Source organism: Enterococcus sp. DIV1096b (assembly GCF_050498765.1).
GTDB lineage: Bacteria > Bacillota > Bacilli > Lactobacillales > Enterococcaceae > Enterococcus_D > Enterococcus_D entomosocium.
In genome coordinates this window covers 3,521,451-3,536,001 of record NZ_JBMHEK010000001.1, presented here as the reverse complement: position 1 = coordinate 3,536,001, position 14,551 = coordinate 3,521,451, and the positions used below count along the sequence as shown (strand labels likewise).

The following is a 14,551-nucleotide window of genomic DNA, read 5'->3' as shown; positions in this document are numbered from 1 at the left end:
GGAGGCGCCTGCGTGCGTTATATCGATGTAAAAGATTTGACCTTTTATTATGACGATGAGCCCGTCTTGGAAGACATTTCCTACTTTGTTGAAGACGGCGAATTCGTGATTTTGACCGGCGAAAATGGGGCGGCAAAATCTACTTTGATCAAAGCAACCCTTGGTTTGTTGAAACCTTCTAAAGGTGCAGTCACCTTGGCGACCAAGAATGCAGCTGGTGAAAAATTAAGCATCGGCTACATTCCTCAGCAGATTGCTTCCTTTAACGTCGGGTTCCCCAGCACCGTTTTGGAATTGGTCCAATCAGGCCGCTACCCAAGAGATCGTTGGTTCAAGCGACTGACGAAACGAGACCATGAACATGTCCGCCGTGCATTAGATGCCGTCGGGATGTGGGACGTGCGTCATAAACGGATCGGTGAGTTGTCCGGTGGCCAAAAACAGCGGATCAGCTTGGCACGGGTCTTTGCCACGGATCCTGATTTATTTATTTTAGATGAACCGACTACGGGGATGGATGAACAATCCCGTAATCTGTTTTATGAACTGCTCCGGCACAATGCTCATGACCACGGCAAGTCGATTTTGATGATCACTCATGATCACGAAGATATCAAAGAATATGCGGACCGTCAGATCCGTTTAGTGCGGAAGGAGGATTCACCATGGCGCTGCTTTCATATGAATTCATGAGAAGAGCTTTTCTTGCGGCGATTTTTATTGCTGGTATCGCACCAATGCTAGGGGTCTTTCTGGTGATTCGACGACAGTCATTGATGGCTGATACGCTGTCCCATGTCTCTTTAGCAGGGGTGGCACTAGGCTTCTTTCTAAATCTAAATCCGAGTTTGACGACGCTATTGATCGTAGTCATTGCCGCAATCATTTTGGAATACTTGCGAACACTGTACCGCAGTTATTCAGAGATTTCGATCGCCATTTTGATGTCCGGCGGTTTAGCGTTAGCCCTCGTCTTGATGAACCTTAGCGGTGGAAACTCCGCAACGAGTATCCAATCGTACTTGTTTGGGTCGATCGTTACGATCACACAAGAGCAAGTTTGGATCTTAGGCTTTTTGTTTTTAGTCGTTTTTGCTTTATTTTTCTTATTCAAACGGCCCATGTACATTTTGACCTTTGATGAAGATACCGCTCATGTCGATGGCTTGCCTGTGCGAGTGATGTCGATGCTCTTTAATGTCTTGACGGGGGTGGCAATCGCCATGATGATCCCGATTGCGGGTGCATTGCTGATCTCTGCGATCATGGTTTTACCAGCTGCCATCAGTATGCGTTTAGGCAAAAGCTTCAACGCGGTGATTTTGATCAGTGTCGTGATCGGCATGATTGGGATGATGTCTGGTTTGACCAGTTCCTTTTATTTGGACACACCACCGGGAGCGACGATCACGCTGGTTTTTATCGCTCTTTTCTTAGTAATCAATTTGATCAAACGCATCGTGATCCTCGTGCAACGAAAACAACGCCTCAAATAAAGGGCTTTATGAAAAAGAAACGAAGAATTTTCGTTTCTTTTTTTTAAACTCTAATCAAAACCGAACGATATAAGCAATATTTCAGATAATGCTCGCATTTATCCCGAAAAAGCCTTATAATAAGGCGAATAAACTAAAGGAGTTGTCCGGTGTGAAAATACGTCGAAGTGAACGACTGATCGATATGACACATTACTTGTTGAATCATCCCCATGAATTGATTTCATTGTCCTTCTTTTCTAAACGATATGCCTCTGCAAAATCATCGATTAGCGAAGATTTATCTATTATCAAAAAGACCTTTAAAGAACGCGGAACAGGCATTCTTGATACCGTGCCAGGCGCTGCTGGCGGTGTTTTTTTTGTGCCTGAAATTTCTGAAGAAGAAGCGTATGCGTACGTTGAAGGGCTGGCAAAACGCTTGTCTGAGCAAGACCGTTTGTTGCCTGGCGGCTATGTCTATCTATCTGACTTATTGGGCGAACCGGAATTGCTGCGCCAAGTCGGCCGCATCATCGCTTCCAAATATTTAGGCGAACAAATCGATGCGGTGATGACCGTTGCTACTAAAGGAGTTCCGATCGCTCAAGCAGTCTCTTACTACTTGAATGTTCCCTTCGTGATCGTGCGTCGTGATTCCAAGATCACTGAAGGCTCGACCGTGAGTGTCAATTATGTCTCTGGTTCTTCAGAGCGGATCGAAAAAATGGAATTATCCAAACGCAGCTTAAAGCGCGGCTCTAGAGTATTGGTGGTCGATGACTTTATGAAAGGCGGCGGCACGGTCAATGGAATGAAGAGCTTGATTGAAGAATTTGAGGCCGAATTAGTCGGTATTACGGTTTTTGCCGAAACGAAATTCAAAGGCAAGCGGGCCATCAGCGATTACAGCTCTCTGCTGTATGTTGAAGATGTCGATACCCAGACCAAAACGATCTCGGTAGTACCGGGAAATTATTTTGAGAAAAAAGCCTGATTTTTGTGGCTCTTAGACTGGCGCAAGCAGCTGTTTTTCGAACGGCGGCTGCCAGTCTTTTTTTGATTGGTCTAGGTGGGGGTTCCTTAAATCGTTGAAATTTACAAGTACTTGGGCTAAACTGTTTATAGGAAATTCAATGAACAAAAATCGTTCAGATTGATAGGAGTGGAATACGTGGACGCACGTTTTGCAATAATTTTAGCGGCTGGAAAAGGCACGCGCATGAAATCGAAGTTATATAAAGTGTTACATCCGGTTTGCGGTAAGCCAATGGTGGAGCACATCATGAACCGAGTGGTGGAAACAAATCCTGAAGAGATCGTGACGATCGTTGGTCACGGGGCGGAAATGGTCAAGGAGCAACTGGGGGATCGCACCAATTACGCCTTACAAGCCGAACAATTAGGTACCGGTCACGCTGTCGTTCAAGCCGAATCATTTTTAAAGGGCAAAAAAGGCACGACCTTAGTAATTAGTGGGGATACGCCGTTATTGACGACGGAAACCTTGAATAACTTGTTCGATTACCATCAAGGGAAAAATGCATCGGCAACGATCTTGACGGCACAAGCGGCAGACCCAACGGGCTATGGCCGGATCGTACGGGATCATGTCGGCATCGTGGAAAAAATCGTCGAGCAAAAAGATGCGTCGACCGAAGAAGCACTGATCCAAGAAATCAATACAGGCACGTATTGCTTTGACAATGAATTGTTATTTGACGCCTTGGCAAAATTAGATACGGACAATGCCCAAGGGGAGTACTACTTGACTGATATTATCGAGATCTTAAAGGAAGACGGCAAAATCATCGCTGCTTATCAAACCGAAGATTTCCATGAATCTTTAGGAGTCAACGACCGCATTGCCTTAGCCGAAGCCAATCGCTTGATGCGCCAGCGGATCAACCGTCAACACATGCAAAACGGCGTGACCTTGATCGACCCGGCGACGACTTATATCGACGAAGGCGTTGTGATTGGTTCAGATACCTTGATCGAAGCCGGTGTGATCATCAAAGGGCAGACGACGATCGGAGAAGACTGTGTCATTACGGCAGCTTCTGAAATTGAAGACAGCAAGATCGGCAACCAAGTGACGATCAAGGCATCGACGATCGAGGAGAGCATCATTCATGATGGCGCCGATGTCGGTCCCAATGCCCACCTTCGCCCCAATGCGGAAATTTTGGCCCATGCCCATATCGGTAACTTTGTGGAAATCAAAAATGCGACGATTGGTGAAGGCACCAAAGTCGGACACTTGTCCTATGTCGGTGATGCAACCTTAGGCAAAAACATCAACGTCGGCTGCGGTGTAGTCTTTGTTAATTATGACGGCAAGAGCAAATTTAAAACGACTGTCGGGGACAATTGCTTTATCGGCTCCGGGTCTAATCTGGTTGCACCCTTGACCATCGAAGAGGAAACGATGATCGCTGCTGGCTCAACGATCACCAAAGATGTTCCTAAACACAGTATGGCGATTGCCCGCGCCCGTCAGGAAAATAAAGCGGATTACGCGAAAAAGTTACCTTATCTAAATTAGAAATAGCGAAATGACTTGATTTCTTAAGGAAAAATGACTACTATTTATTAGGAAGAAGATTCTAGTAAAAAGGAGTCATTTTTTTCTAGATGAACGCAAAGAAAGTGGAGGTTCTCATGTCAAATCATTATTTTGATCCAAGATTGAAGATTTTTTCTCTGAACTCAAATCGTCCTTTGGCGGAAAAAATCGCAGCTGCAGTAGGTGTTGAATTAGGTAAGTGTTCAGTCAAACAATTTAGCGATGGTGAAATCCAAGTGAATATTGAAGAAAGTATTCGTGGTGCCCACGTCTACGTGATTCAATCAACCAGCAGCCCTGTAAACGATAACCTAATGGAATTGCTGATCATGATCGATGCTTTGAAGCGCGCCAGTGCGAAGACGATCAATGTAGTAATGCCTTATTATGGTTATGCAAGACAAGACCGCAAAGCGCGATCAAGAGAACCAATCACCGCAAAACTTGTAGCAAACATGATCGAAAAAGCCGGTGCGAACCGTATGGTTACACTGGATTTGCATGCTTCACAGATTCAAGGGTTCTTTGATATCCCAGTTGACCACTTGATGGGTGCACCATTGATCGCCAACTACTTCTTGGAAAGAGGCATTCAAGGCGATGACGTCGTAGTCGTTTCACCAGACCACGGTGGCGTGACTCGTGCCCGCAAATTAGCTGAGTTTCTTAAGTCACCAATCGCGATCATCGACAAACGTCGTCCGAAAGCCAACGTAGCGGAAGTCATGAATATCATTGGTCATGTTGAAGGCAAAACTTGTGTCTTGATCGACGATATGATCGATACTGCTGGTACCATCACATTGGCTGCGAATGCGTTGAAACAAGCAGGTGCCAAAAGTGTTTACGCCTCATGTACTCACCCTGTCTTGTCAGGACCTGCCTTGGAACGAATCGAAGATTCGGCCATTGAGCATCTAGTTGTGACAGATTCGATTTACTTGCCAGAAGACCGTAAGTCGAAAAAAATCGATGAGATCAGTGTTGGTGCCTTGATGGGCGAAGCGATCAAACGAATCCATGAGAACAAACCAGTAAGTCCACTGTTTGAATCAAAATTATCAATTTAATCGTGCCTCATAAGCATGAGAACAACAGCCAATGGTCGGTCTTTAACCGCTCATTGGTTGTTTTTTTCTGAGGAGTTTCAGGATGTTTTTAGAAAAAACGATCGCAGTCATGTTTCTTTTCACCAATTTATGGTATTCTTGAAAGTGACTTGCGAAACGCAAGCACAAAATAAAATAGAATCTAATCACAAAGGGGAGTCTGCAAAGGCTGAGAATGAGAGTACTCTAAACCCTTCGTACCTGTTTCGATCATGCGAACGTAGGAATTGTGACGAGTTGAAGTGTCTAACACTTCTCCTTTGTGAATTGTGATGATTCTAAAGGAGGAGTTTTTTTTGAAACGAAAAATGTCGCTGCAAGTGTGGACGGAAGGAACGATGATTGCTGCTATCGGGGTCGTCTTGTCGTATATCCCGATCCAGACAGCCAATTCCAGTATCGACTTGTCTCTAGGGCTCGTGCCCTTGGTCTTGTATTCGTATCGTCGCGGGGTGCTGCCGGGAATGACGGCGGGATTTATGTGGGGCTTGCTGAATATTTTGATTGGTAGCGCCATGCGTAACTTTATCACCGTTCCACAGATCATCTTTGAATACCCCTTTGCCTTTGCTTTTGGCGGGATGGGCGGCTTGTTTGCTAATAAAATCCAACAAGCGATCCGTCAAAACAGCAAAACCGTTACGTGGTATGTCGTCTTAGGGGGCATCGTGGCGGTGATCAGCCGTTGGTTTTGGCATTATTGGGCTGGAGTCTTTGTCTGGGGAATGTACGCACCGCCAGGACAAAGTCCGTATCTGTATTCCTTGATCTTCAATGGATCATCGGTCATTATCAATATCGTTTATGTAGGGGTCGCCCTAGGTCTCTTAGTCAAGGCAGCCCCGAAATTATTTGTGCCTAAAGCTTAGTTTTAGAAATGAAATCATAAAAAATGTCTTGATGCTCTTTGAAAAAGAGAAGCATCAAGACATTTTTTTGTCGAAAAAGCCAAAAGCCAAATCTTCTTGATCAATTTCCAACGACCAGTTTTTTTTGCTGGCTGAGTAGCGCAAAACTGCAATTTGATCTAACTCTTTTTGATTGACCAATGTGCTTTTCAAGCCAGCATCTTCTGACAGATAGATTGGGATCGTATAAGTTTTATCGATCAGTTGTTCTTGTGTCAGACAGAAGACGATGCCTTCTTGCATGATTCCCCGCAACTCTTTCAGCAAATTAAAATCGAGTTTTTCCACCGGTGTTGCTTTTTTAAAAAAGGAGAGGCGATCATTGATTTTTTCTAAGACGATGCGGGTGATCCGATCCGCCAAGATCCGGTAATACTCATCTAAGTAACGATAATAAACGCGGGAACGTGCATCTTTTAAGTCAAAGAAAACAAAGTTATTTTGCAGTTTGTAAAAGAAAGGGGAGTGGAGGTGTGTCTTCATGTGGCCAAAATATAACAATTCGGAGATCTCTAAAGGCGTCAATTCTTTGACCATCTCGTAATCATTAAAATCGATCCACTTCATTTCTTCGGCAATGCGACCTTTGTTGATTTGCTGAAAAAACAGTTGGACATCTTCCATTCCGCGTATCACTTTTAAGCCCGTATGACCGTCGAATTCGCCGAAATCACTGGAAGGATCAAGCAAGAGCAAATTCTTGGGCTGATGGACGATGCTCTTGTTAAAATCTTGGGGGGCAAGCCCGCGGGTCAAGACGGCATTGCTGGTTGTATCAATATGTACGTAAATCGTGTTAGACATGCCGATCGATCCCTCCTATATACTAAGTTCATTCTACAACAAAGCGCTGAAAATTGCTTGTATCTTTTCGTTTAAAGTTATATTACAAAATAACAGAAAAAACAATTTTTAAGTTCCCTTTTTCGACAAAAAAAGGCAAATCTTGTCTTTTCGTAAAAAAACTGGCCAAAATTGGCGTCTTTATGAGGATTTTGGTATGATAAAAGAAGAAACTAATGGAGACGAGAACCTATGAGAAAAAAGAAAAGCAGACTTTCGAATTGGCTGAGCAATCTCTTTTTGCTTGTGCTGTTATTGATTGGTTTAGCATTGATTTTTAATAATCAAATCAAAAATTATTTTATTAAACAAACAGGTGAAGCATACGCAGTCGGCACCATTGATCGTAGTGAGGTCGAAAAAAATATGGAAGCGGAAGCGACCTTTGATTTTGATGCCGTGGAGCCGGCAAGTTCAGAAGCAGTCTTACGGGCGCAGCTGAGCAACAAAGCTTTGCCAGTGATCGGCGGCGTGGCGGTTCCCAGTGTTGGGATCAATCTGCCGATTTTTAAAGGCTTGGCCAACGAGGCCTTGCTGTATGGTGCTGGTACGTTAAGTCCCACCCAAAAAATGGGGGAAGGCAATTACGCGTTAGCTAGCCATCGCGCTCAATCGCCAGAGCTTTTGTTTACGCCATTGGATGATGTCGCGATCGGGGCGGCTATCTATGTGACCGATCTGGAAAATATTTACACGTATACTGCGACTTCTTCTGTGCGGGTCGACCCGACCGATGTTTATTTGCTTGACGAAGTAGAAGGCCGCAAAATGATCACGCTGATCACCTGTGGGGAAATGGGCGGTGTCACCCGTCGTGTGATCCAAGGTGATCTGGAATCTGTAACGCCTGTCGACGAAGCAACGGATGAGATGTTGGCAGCATTCAACATGGCACAACGAACATTTTAATCAAAAGAATAGCTCGAGTGGTACGGCAGATGGCGTGTCATTCGTCTATTCTTTTTTGCATAAGGAGGCGTCTTGATGAAAGTGAAAAAACTGACTTCGATCGATTTTCTTGCACAAAGGGCAGGGTTTCAAGAAAGCCGACTGGTCTTTTCCTTTTTTGAGTCGCACTCAAAAGCGCGACGAGCATTTCTTGCCGACATGGCGCAGCAGGGCTGGCAGATCGACAGCCGTTATGGCCGCTTTTACCTTGCCGGGCAGTTTGATTTTGACCAAAAGACACTGACTATCACCAATCTGCTGGTGGAAGCGGCCGCCGAGTTTACTTGGAAACAACTGCTGGCCGTGACAGAAAGCTTCGCCCGCAGTCGCTTTGTAGCAGCCGTCTTGTGGCAGCTTCCTCATCGGACCCCCTTGGCGGAGTGGTTTATCCAGCAAGGGTATCAGGTGGTCCCTCAAGGGTATCAAAAAGCGCTAGCTTATCAGACGGCGCTGGTTTTAGGCGGTGGCGGTGCTCACGGGGCGTATCAAATCGGTGTTTGGCAAGCGCTGCAAGAACGGGGCATCACCTTTGAATGGATCACGGGAACTTCCGTCGGTGCCTTGAATGGTGCCTTGATTTTAATGAACGATGTGGAAGCGGCCGTCGATTTATGGGCAAATATCTCCAGCGAGCAAGTATTGCACTATCCGCTTGCTTCGGTACGAGCCCAAACACTGCGGGATTTGATGAATCAAGCCAACTCGCTGGTCCGTGAAGCGGTTAAAAGCAACGGCGCCAGTACCGAACCCTTGGCAAAGCTTTTGCAAAAGACCTTTGATCAAGAAAAATTCAGCCAAACTGCTTGTCATTTGCTAATCTGTACGACTCGTCTGCCAGATTTCAAGGAGACGGTTTATGCCTTTGATCCATCAGCAGTAGAAGAAAACCTGCATTGGTTATTGGCATCCGCCTCATTTTATCCAGCGATGCAGGCGCAAAAAATTAATGACGCCTATTACATCGATGGCGGCTATCGCAACAACCTGCCCATCGATGTCGCTCTACAGCAGGGGGCAACGGAATGTATCACCGTGGATGTCCAAGGACCCGGCATCAATAAAAGGACGGTTTTGACGGAAGAAACTGCGCAACTTTCGTTAGGGTCTCCTTGGTCCTTAGGCAGCTTTTTGGTTTTTGATGCCCAGCGTTCGCTGGATAATATGACCTTGGGCTATTTGGAAACCTTGAAAGTGTTCGGCAAATACCAAGGCCATTGGTATACCTTTGAAAAGACGGTTGATTTTCAGCCGTTATGGCGGGGCTTTTTGAAAGAGCTACGCCAGACAGACCCGTTGCTTTATCAGGAACTAAAGAAAAAAGAATTTTGGAAAAAAATGCGTAAATTCTATCAACAGGATGTGCCATTTGAGCAGTGGGGGCGTATACTGATAGAGTGTACCGCGAAAGTATTGTATCTAGCGCCTACGGTGATTTATGAGCAGGAAACGATTCTAACGGCTTTAGCTGAAAAAATTGCGCTAAAGGCAGTGGAAGAAGCCGATGCCTGGTCGATCACCGAGTGGCTGAGCTATTATCGCGACCGTTTTTTTGTCTTGTCCGAGCAAAACCGCTTTTTCTTTTTTTATCGGACGCAGCAATTGAATCTGCCCGCCCTTCAGCAGATTCGTCGGCGTTACCCGCTGACTGCTTTAATGGCAGCGTATAGTCACTATCTTTTGAAAGGAGCAGAAAATGGATAAATTTTCGTATGAAATCGTTGAAGAGATCGCCGTGCTTTCGGAAAATCAAAGAGGCTGGCGCAAAGAATTGAATTTGGTGAGCTGGAATGGGCGTCCGCCAAAATTTGATCTGAGAGATTGGGGCCCAGAGCACGAGAAGATGGGCAAAGGCGTGACCTTATCCAATGAAGAATTTGCAGAACTTAAAAAAGCCCTGCTTTCCATGTAAGAAAGCAAAACGGTGAGGAGTGATCAAATGAAAAGTATGACTGGTTTTGGCAAAGGCAGTGCAGAAACGCCAGATGTGCAGATCGAAATTGAGATCAAAAGTGTCAATCAGCGCTTTTTGGACCTGCAGCTGCGAATGCCCAAACAATTGAATCCTCTAGAAGGTGCTTTACGGCAGTCGATCAAGCAGACCCTCCAGCGGGGGCGAATCGAATTGTATGTGACGTTAAAAGAAAAAACCGCAAATACGAAACAGATCGAGATCCAATGGGACCTGCTGGAACGTTTCATGCAGGAGATCGATACCGAAGCCAACGCCCGTTTTGACCTGACAGAGCTGCCAAAAGCAGCATTGCTGGAACAATTCCTGCTCCATGAGGCTTTTCTAATGATCTCTGATCAAGAGCCAGAAGAAAGCACCTTAGCCGATGGCGTGATGGAAGCATTAGACCAAGCGTTGGCAGCGATCGACCAAAGCCGCTGGGTGGAAGGGCAAGGCATTCTGCAGATCTTACAAGAAAACCAGCGACAGCTGCAGGAAAAGCTGACAGAACTCAAACAATTCGTGGCCCTCTATGAGGCGGACTACCAAGAACGCTTTGAAAAGAAACTGACTGCTTATTTAGGGGAAGAAGTCGATCGCGATCGTTTACTGACAGAGTTGGCGATTTTATTAGAACGCGGCGATATCCACGAAGAACTGGATCGTTTAAGTATCCATTTAACGACGATGACGGAGCTGCTGGCAGCTGAGACGCCGATAGGTCGAGAGCTGGATTTCTTGATCCAAGAGATGAACCGAGAAGTCAATACGATTGGCTCAAAATCAAGTCCGATCCAAATCAAAAACAGTGTCGTCCAAATGAAGACGATCATTGAGAAAATCAGAGAACAAGTTCAAAACATCGAGTAGGAGGAATGAACCAATGAAATATTACGATATCACCTTTCACGAACTGAGCGGAAAAAATGTCATCAAGCGCAGTATTCCCTCTGATAAAGAGAATTTCTATGCGTGGGAAGATGCCTGCGTAGCCATCGAGCCGGATTTTCTTCATCTACTAGTTGATGGCGTAGCTGTTTCTTTAAATCGTCGGTACATCGTACGTATCGATTGCCAAGAAGTGACGGATCCGACCGAAAAAGCGATCACTGCCAAAGACGAATTAGCAGGGGTCATCAATACCTTAAGCAACATGGGCTTTTAAGAAAGCAGCCGAAGTGTAGACTAGCAATTTCATGAAATTCCCATTATAATAAAGTAGTTCTTGAAAGTTGCTGAAAAAAAGTGCAAAATAGACGTTAAGCAAATGTCAGTGAAAGGACGTCATTATGTCAGAGCGAGGATTACTTATAGTTTTATCAGGACCTTCCGGAGTAGGGAAAGGGACCGTGCGCAAAGCAATTTTTGAGAGTGACGACAACGATTTTCAATATTCCGTTTCAATGACCACTCGTCAAAAACGCGAGGGGGAAGTGGAAGGGGTCGATTACTATTTCCGCACGCGGGAAGAATTTGAAGCCTTGATCGAAGCCGGTGAAATGCTGGAATACGCCGAATATGTCGGCAATTATTATGGCACCCCATTATCTTATGTCCAACAAACACTGGATCAAGGAAAAGATGTATTTTTAGAGATCGAAGTGCAAGGGGCAAAACAAGTAAAAGACAAAGTTCCCGATGGTGTGTTTATTTTTCTGACGCCACCTGATCTGGCAGAATTACGCTCTCGTATTACAGGAAGAGGAACCGACTCTGCCGAAGTGATCGATGAACGGATGCGTGTCGCCCGTGAAGAAATCGAAATGATGGCTTTGTATGATTATGCCGTTGTCAATGATGAAGTACCTAAGGCAGTCCAACGAATTCGCGAAATTATTTCGAGTGAACATTTTCGCGTTGACCGAGTGATCGGAACCTATATCAAAATGTTAGAGGAGCTGTAAGAAATATGATGTTAAAACCTTCAATCGATTCTTTGTTGGATCGTGTCAACTCAAAATATTCATTAGTGATCTTAGCAAGCAAACGGGCGCATGAACTTGATGCCGGTGCGCAAGCAACACTAGAAAACTTTGATTCAGTGAAAAGTGTGGGTCAAGCACTTGAAGAAATCGAAGCGGAATTAGTCGTTAATGATCCGCATCCAGAAATCAAACGGGCCCGTTTGAAAATGGAACAAGAAGAGCGCAAAGCGCAAAAAGACCAAGAACAAAAAGAATTAGAAGCGCGTATCCGCGACGAACAAAAGCTATAGACAAAAGCAAGCTAGAGCACGCCTGTGTTCTGGCTTTTTCTTTTGAATGGCGATGGTTAAATTTTTGTAAGGGGTACAGACAAACCCCAGCCCATTTAGTAAAATAGAACCTAAAAGGAGGAGAAGAGATGGCGTACATAGCAGAAGTGATCGTGGATGTTCCCACGATGCAGACCGATCAGCCTTTTACTTATCTGATCCCATCAGAATTACAAGCCGCCATTGAGACAGGAATGCGGGTCGAAGTGCCATTTGGCAAAGGTGACCGTCATATCCAAGGGTTCGTCGTCGGGCTTTCAGAAGTTGCCGAACCGCAACAGACCTTAAAACCAATCGTTCGTTTGTTGGATTTGTCGCCTGTCGTCAATGAAGAACTTCTCCAATTAGCCGACTACATGAAGGAAACGACCTTTGCCTTTAAGATTACTTGCTTGCAGACGATGCTGCCTAGTGTGATGAAAGCCGAGTACCAAAAGCAGATCGTTTTACTCGAAGGAAATCATCCCATCAAAGAATATTTTCCCGAAGACGGCATCCTCAGCTGGCAAGCCGCCGAAAGTGCAGGGCTGCTGCCGCAGTTGAAGCCTTTGCGGGAAGCCGCAGTAGTTGAACTGCAGTACCTCGTGAAAAATAAAAACAAAGCGAAAATGACCCGTTATATTGAACGTAAGATCGAGCCAGCAGAAATCCCCGCCGTCCAGCAACAGCTGCGCAAAGGGGCCAAACGCAAGCTGGAAATCTTACAGATTTTGACAGAGGAAGCCCGCTTGCCGGTTTCCTTTTTTACCGAACAAGGGATTTCCACCGCGGCTTTGAACCAAGCACAAGAAGCTGGCTGGCTGACCTTTACGGAAGTTGAAGCCTACCGTGATCCTTACAAAGACCGTCAATTTCAAAAAACGGTCCCCCTTGAATTAAATGAAGAACAGGCAGCTGCAGTAGCGCAAATCACTGCTTGTGCGGATAACCAAGAGGCGCAGACTTTTTTACTGGAAGGGATCACCGGCAGTGGAAAAACAGAAGTCTATCTGCAAGCGATCGCCCAATTGCTGAAACAAGGCAAAACCGCGATCATGCTCGTACCGGAGATCGCTTTGACCCCGCAAATGGTCGAACGCTTTAAAAGCCGTCTCGGCGACGCAGTGGCTGTTTTACACAGCGGCTTGTCCCAAGGTGAAAAATACGATGAATGGCGTAAGATCGAACGTGGGGAGGCGCAGGTGGTGGTTGGCGCCCGCTCGGCGATTTTTGCTCCGTTGAAAAACATCGGGGTCATCATCGTCGATGAGGAGCACGAAGCTTCCTACAAGCAAGATGAAGCCCCTCGTTACCATGCGAGAGATTTAGCGATTTGGCGCAGCCAGTACCATCACTGTCCAGTGGTGTTAGGCAGTGCGACGCCGTCATTGGAGTCTCGTGCCCGGGCGCAAAAAGAAGTCTACCGCCTATTGAAATTGAATCAACGGGCAAAAACCAGTGCGCAATTACCGCAGATCGAAGTCGTGGATATGCGTACCGAATTTGCCAACAAAAAGTATCAAACCTTTTCTCGTCCGTTACAGGAAAAAATCACAGACCGCTTGGCCCGGAAAGAACAGATCGTCTTGCTACTGAATCGGCGCGGCTACTCTTCCTTCGTGATGTGCCGCGATTGTGGGTATGTTTTGCCTTGCCCAAATTGCGACATCTCCTTGACGCTCCATATGGATACCAAAACGATGCGCTGTCATTATTGCGGACATGAAGAACACATCCCCCATCGTTGCCCCAACTGTAATGCAGACAAGATTCGTTATTACGGAACGGGCACGCAAAAAGTGGAAGAAGAGTTGAAGGAACTGTTTCCCGAAGCGCGGGTTTTACGGATGGATGTCGATACCACCCGCAAAAAAGGCGCCCACGAAAAAATCTTGACCTTGTTTGGGGAGAAAAAAGCGGATATTTTGTTAGGGACTCAAATGATCGCCAAAGGCTTGGATTTTCCTGATATCACGCTGGTAGGGGTCTTGAATGCCGATACGGCCTTGAACTTGCCAGATTTTCGTTCGAGTGAACGGACGTTCCAGCTGCTGACTCAGGTCAGTGGTCGGGCAGGTCGGGCGGAAAAAACCGGCGAAGTGGTGATCCAAACATTCAACCCTGAGCACTATGCCATCCAGTTGGCGCAGTCGCAAGACTACGAAGATTTCTATCAAAAAGAGATGTGGATGCGGCACCAAAGCGGTTATCCACCGTATTATTTCACCGTCAAAATCACCTGCAGCCATCCCGAAGAGCAAGTCGCCGCTCAGAAGATGTTTGCGATCGCGCGGGATCTGCAGCAGGAGCTGTCACCGCGAAGTATTTTGTTGGGTCCGGCACCAAGTGCGATTTTGCGGGTGAAAAACCGTTATTACTACCAATTGATCATTAAATACAAAAATGAACCGCAGCTACCTGCTTTGTTGACCCGTCTGTTGGATCAAAGTCAAATCGATCAGCGCAAAGGATTGTACGTATCGATTGACCAAGAGCCGTTGAATTTTATTTAGAG

15 protein-coding genes and 1 riboswitch are annotated in these 14,551 nt (G+C 45.8%); of the genes, 14 read left to right on the top strand and 1 reads right to left on the bottom strand.

Features of this window, described 5'->3' with window-relative positions:
* Positions 1-12: 12 nt before the first annotated feature.
* From IGJ17_RS16570 to thiT, 6 genes are all read left to right on the top strand, one after another.
* Entirely contained in the window at positions 13-693 is a 681-nt protein-coding gene (locus tag IGJ17_RS16570) for a metal ABC transporter ATP-binding protein (RefSeq protein WP_005232967.1), read from the top strand.
* A complete protein-coding gene (locus tag IGJ17_RS16565; protein ID WP_005230272.1) occupies positions 666-1,496 on the top strand; it encodes a metal ABC transporter permease in 831 nt (276 codons plus the stop codon). The genes IGJ17_RS16570 and IGJ17_RS16565 overlap by 28 nt, the downstream gene beginning before the upstream one ends.
* Positions 1,497-1,647: 151 nt before the next feature.
* The gene (gene purR, locus IGJ17_RS16560; protein ID WP_008381701.1) at positions 1,648-2,472 is read left to right on the top strand and encodes a pur operon repressor; all 825 of its coding nucleotides are present in this window, start codon (positions 1,648-1,650) and stop codon (positions 2,470-2,472) included.
* Positions 2,473-2,649: 177 nt separating this feature from the next.
* Positions 2,650-4,023, top strand: coding sequence for a bifunctional UDP-N-acetylglucosamine diphosphorylase/glucosamine-1-phosphate N-acetyltransferase GlmU (glmU, locus tag IGJ17_RS16555; protein WP_034871957.1), 1,374 nt, complete (start codon positions 2,650-2,652; stop codon positions 4,021-4,023).
* A 116-nt stretch (positions 4,024-4,139) separates the two neighbouring features.
* Entirely contained in the window at positions 4,140-5,114 is a 975-nt protein-coding gene (locus tag IGJ17_RS16550; RefSeq protein ID WP_008381705.1) for a ribose-phosphate diphosphokinase, read from the top strand.
* A gap of 181 nt (positions 5,115-5,295) precedes the next feature.
* Positions 5,296-5,397, top strand: a riboswitch (TPP riboswitch).
* 52 nt (positions 5,398-5,449) lie between these two features.
* The gene (gene thiT, locus IGJ17_RS16545; protein ID WP_429961617.1) at positions 5,450-6,022 is read left to right on the top strand and encodes an energy-coupled thiamine transporter ThiT; all 573 of its coding nucleotides are present in this window, start codon (positions 5,450-5,452) and stop codon (positions 6,020-6,022) included.
* A gap of 54 nt (positions 6,023-6,076) precedes the next feature.
* Here the strand turns inward: thiT and IGJ17_RS16540 are convergent, their stop codons facing one another.
* Positions 6,077-6,865, bottom strand: a complete 789-nt coding sequence (locus IGJ17_RS16540; RefSeq protein ID WP_005232973.1) for a hypothetical protein — start codon at positions 6,863-6,865, stop codon at positions 6,077-6,079.
* A 231-nt stretch (positions 6,866-7,096) separates the two neighbouring features.
* Here IGJ17_RS16540 and IGJ17_RS16535 point away from each other — a divergent pair, with 231 nt between their 5' ends.
* From IGJ17_RS16535 to priA, 8 genes are all read left to right on the top strand, one after another.
* The gene (locus IGJ17_RS16535; RefSeq protein WP_005232974.1) at positions 7,097-7,813 is read left to right on the top strand and encodes a class A sortase; all 717 of its coding nucleotides are present in this window, start codon (positions 7,097-7,099) and stop codon (positions 7,811-7,813) included.
* Between the two features lie 75 nt (positions 7,814-7,888).
* The gene (locus IGJ17_RS16530; RefSeq protein WP_142437282.1) at positions 7,889-9,553 is read left to right on the top strand and encodes a patatin-like phospholipase family protein; all 1,665 of its coding nucleotides are present in this window, start codon (positions 7,889-7,891) and stop codon (positions 9,551-9,553) included.
* Positions 9,546-9,761: a YdbC family protein gene (locus IGJ17_RS16525; RefSeq protein ID WP_005230288.1), complete on the top strand. Its 216-nt coding sequence runs from the start codon at positions 9,546-9,548 to the stop codon at positions 9,759-9,761. The genes IGJ17_RS16530 and IGJ17_RS16525 overlap by 8 nt, the downstream gene beginning before the upstream one ends.
* A 27-nt stretch (positions 9,762-9,788) precedes the next feature.
* Entirely contained in the window at positions 9,789-10,673 is an 885-nt protein-coding gene (locus tag IGJ17_RS16520; protein WP_429961616.1) for a YicC/YloC family endoribonuclease, read from the top strand.
* A gap of 13 nt (positions 10,674-10,686) precedes the next feature.
* A complete protein-coding gene (locus IGJ17_RS16515) occupies positions 10,687-10,968 on the top strand; it encodes a hypothetical protein (protein WP_429961615.1) in 282 nt (93 codons plus the stop codon).
* Positions 10,969-11,092: 124 nt separating this feature from the next.
* Entirely contained in the window at positions 11,093-11,707 is a 615-nt protein-coding gene (gene gmk / locus IGJ17_RS16510; RefSeq protein ID WP_005230308.1) for a guanylate kinase, read from the top strand.
* 5 nt (positions 11,708-11,712) lie between these two features.
* Positions 11,713-12,018, top strand: coding sequence for a DNA-directed RNA polymerase subunit omega (rpoZ, locus tag IGJ17_RS16505; RefSeq protein ID WP_005232977.1), 306 nt, complete (start codon positions 11,713-11,715; stop codon positions 12,016-12,018).
* A 128-nt stretch (positions 12,019-12,146) separates the two neighbouring features.
* The gene (priA, locus tag IGJ17_RS16500) at positions 12,147-14,549 is read left to right on the top strand and encodes a primosomal protein N' (RefSeq protein WP_016612055.1); all 2,403 of its coding nucleotides are present in this window, start codon (positions 12,147-12,149) and stop codon (positions 14,547-14,549) included.
* Positions 14,550-14,551: the final 2 nt, after the last annotated feature.

Excerpts from the sequence above, each read along its gene's own strand:
- IGJ17_RS16565 (WP_005230272.1), top strand. The coding sequence starts at position 666 with ATGGCGCTGCTTTCATATGAATTCATGAGAAGAGCTTTTCTTGCGGCG.
- IGJ17_RS16550 (WP_008381705.1), top strand. The coding sequence starts at position 4,140 with ATGTCAAATCATTATTTTGATCCAAGATTGAAGATTTTTTCTCTGAAC.
- IGJ17_RS16540 (WP_005232973.1), bottom strand. The coding sequence starts at position 6,865 with ATGTCTAACACGATTTACGTACATATTGATACAACCAGCAATGCCGTC.
- IGJ17_RS16535 (WP_005232974.1), top strand. The coding sequence starts at position 7,097 with ATGAGAAAAAAGAAAAGCAGACTTTCGAATTGGCTGAGCAATCTCTTT.
- IGJ17_RS16530 (WP_142437282.1), top strand. The coding sequence starts at position 7,889 with ATGAAAGTGAAAAAACTGACTTCGATCGATTTTCTTGCACAAAGGGCA.
- IGJ17_RS16525 (WP_005230288.1), top strand. The coding sequence starts at position 9,546 with ATGGATAAATTTTCGTATGAAATCGTTGAAGAGATCGCCGTGCTTTCG.
- IGJ17_RS16520 (WP_429961616.1), top strand. The coding sequence starts at position 9,789 with ATGAAAAGTATGACTGGTTTTGGCAAAGGCAGTGCAGAAACGCCAGAT.
- IGJ17_RS16515 (WP_429961615.1), top strand. The coding sequence starts at position 10,687 with ATGAAATATTACGATATCACCTTTCACGAACTGAGCGGAAAAAATGTC.
- gmk (WP_005230308.1), top strand. The coding sequence starts at position 11,093 with ATGTCAGAGCGAGGATTACTTATAGTTTTATCAGGACCTTCCGGAGTA.
- rpoZ (WP_005232977.1), top strand. The coding sequence starts at position 11,713 with ATGATGTTAAAACCTTCAATCGATTCTTTGTTGGATCGTGTCAACTCA.
- priA (WP_016612055.1), top strand. The coding sequence starts at position 12,147 with ATGGCGTACATAGCAGAAGTGATCGTGGATGTTCCCACGATGCAGACC.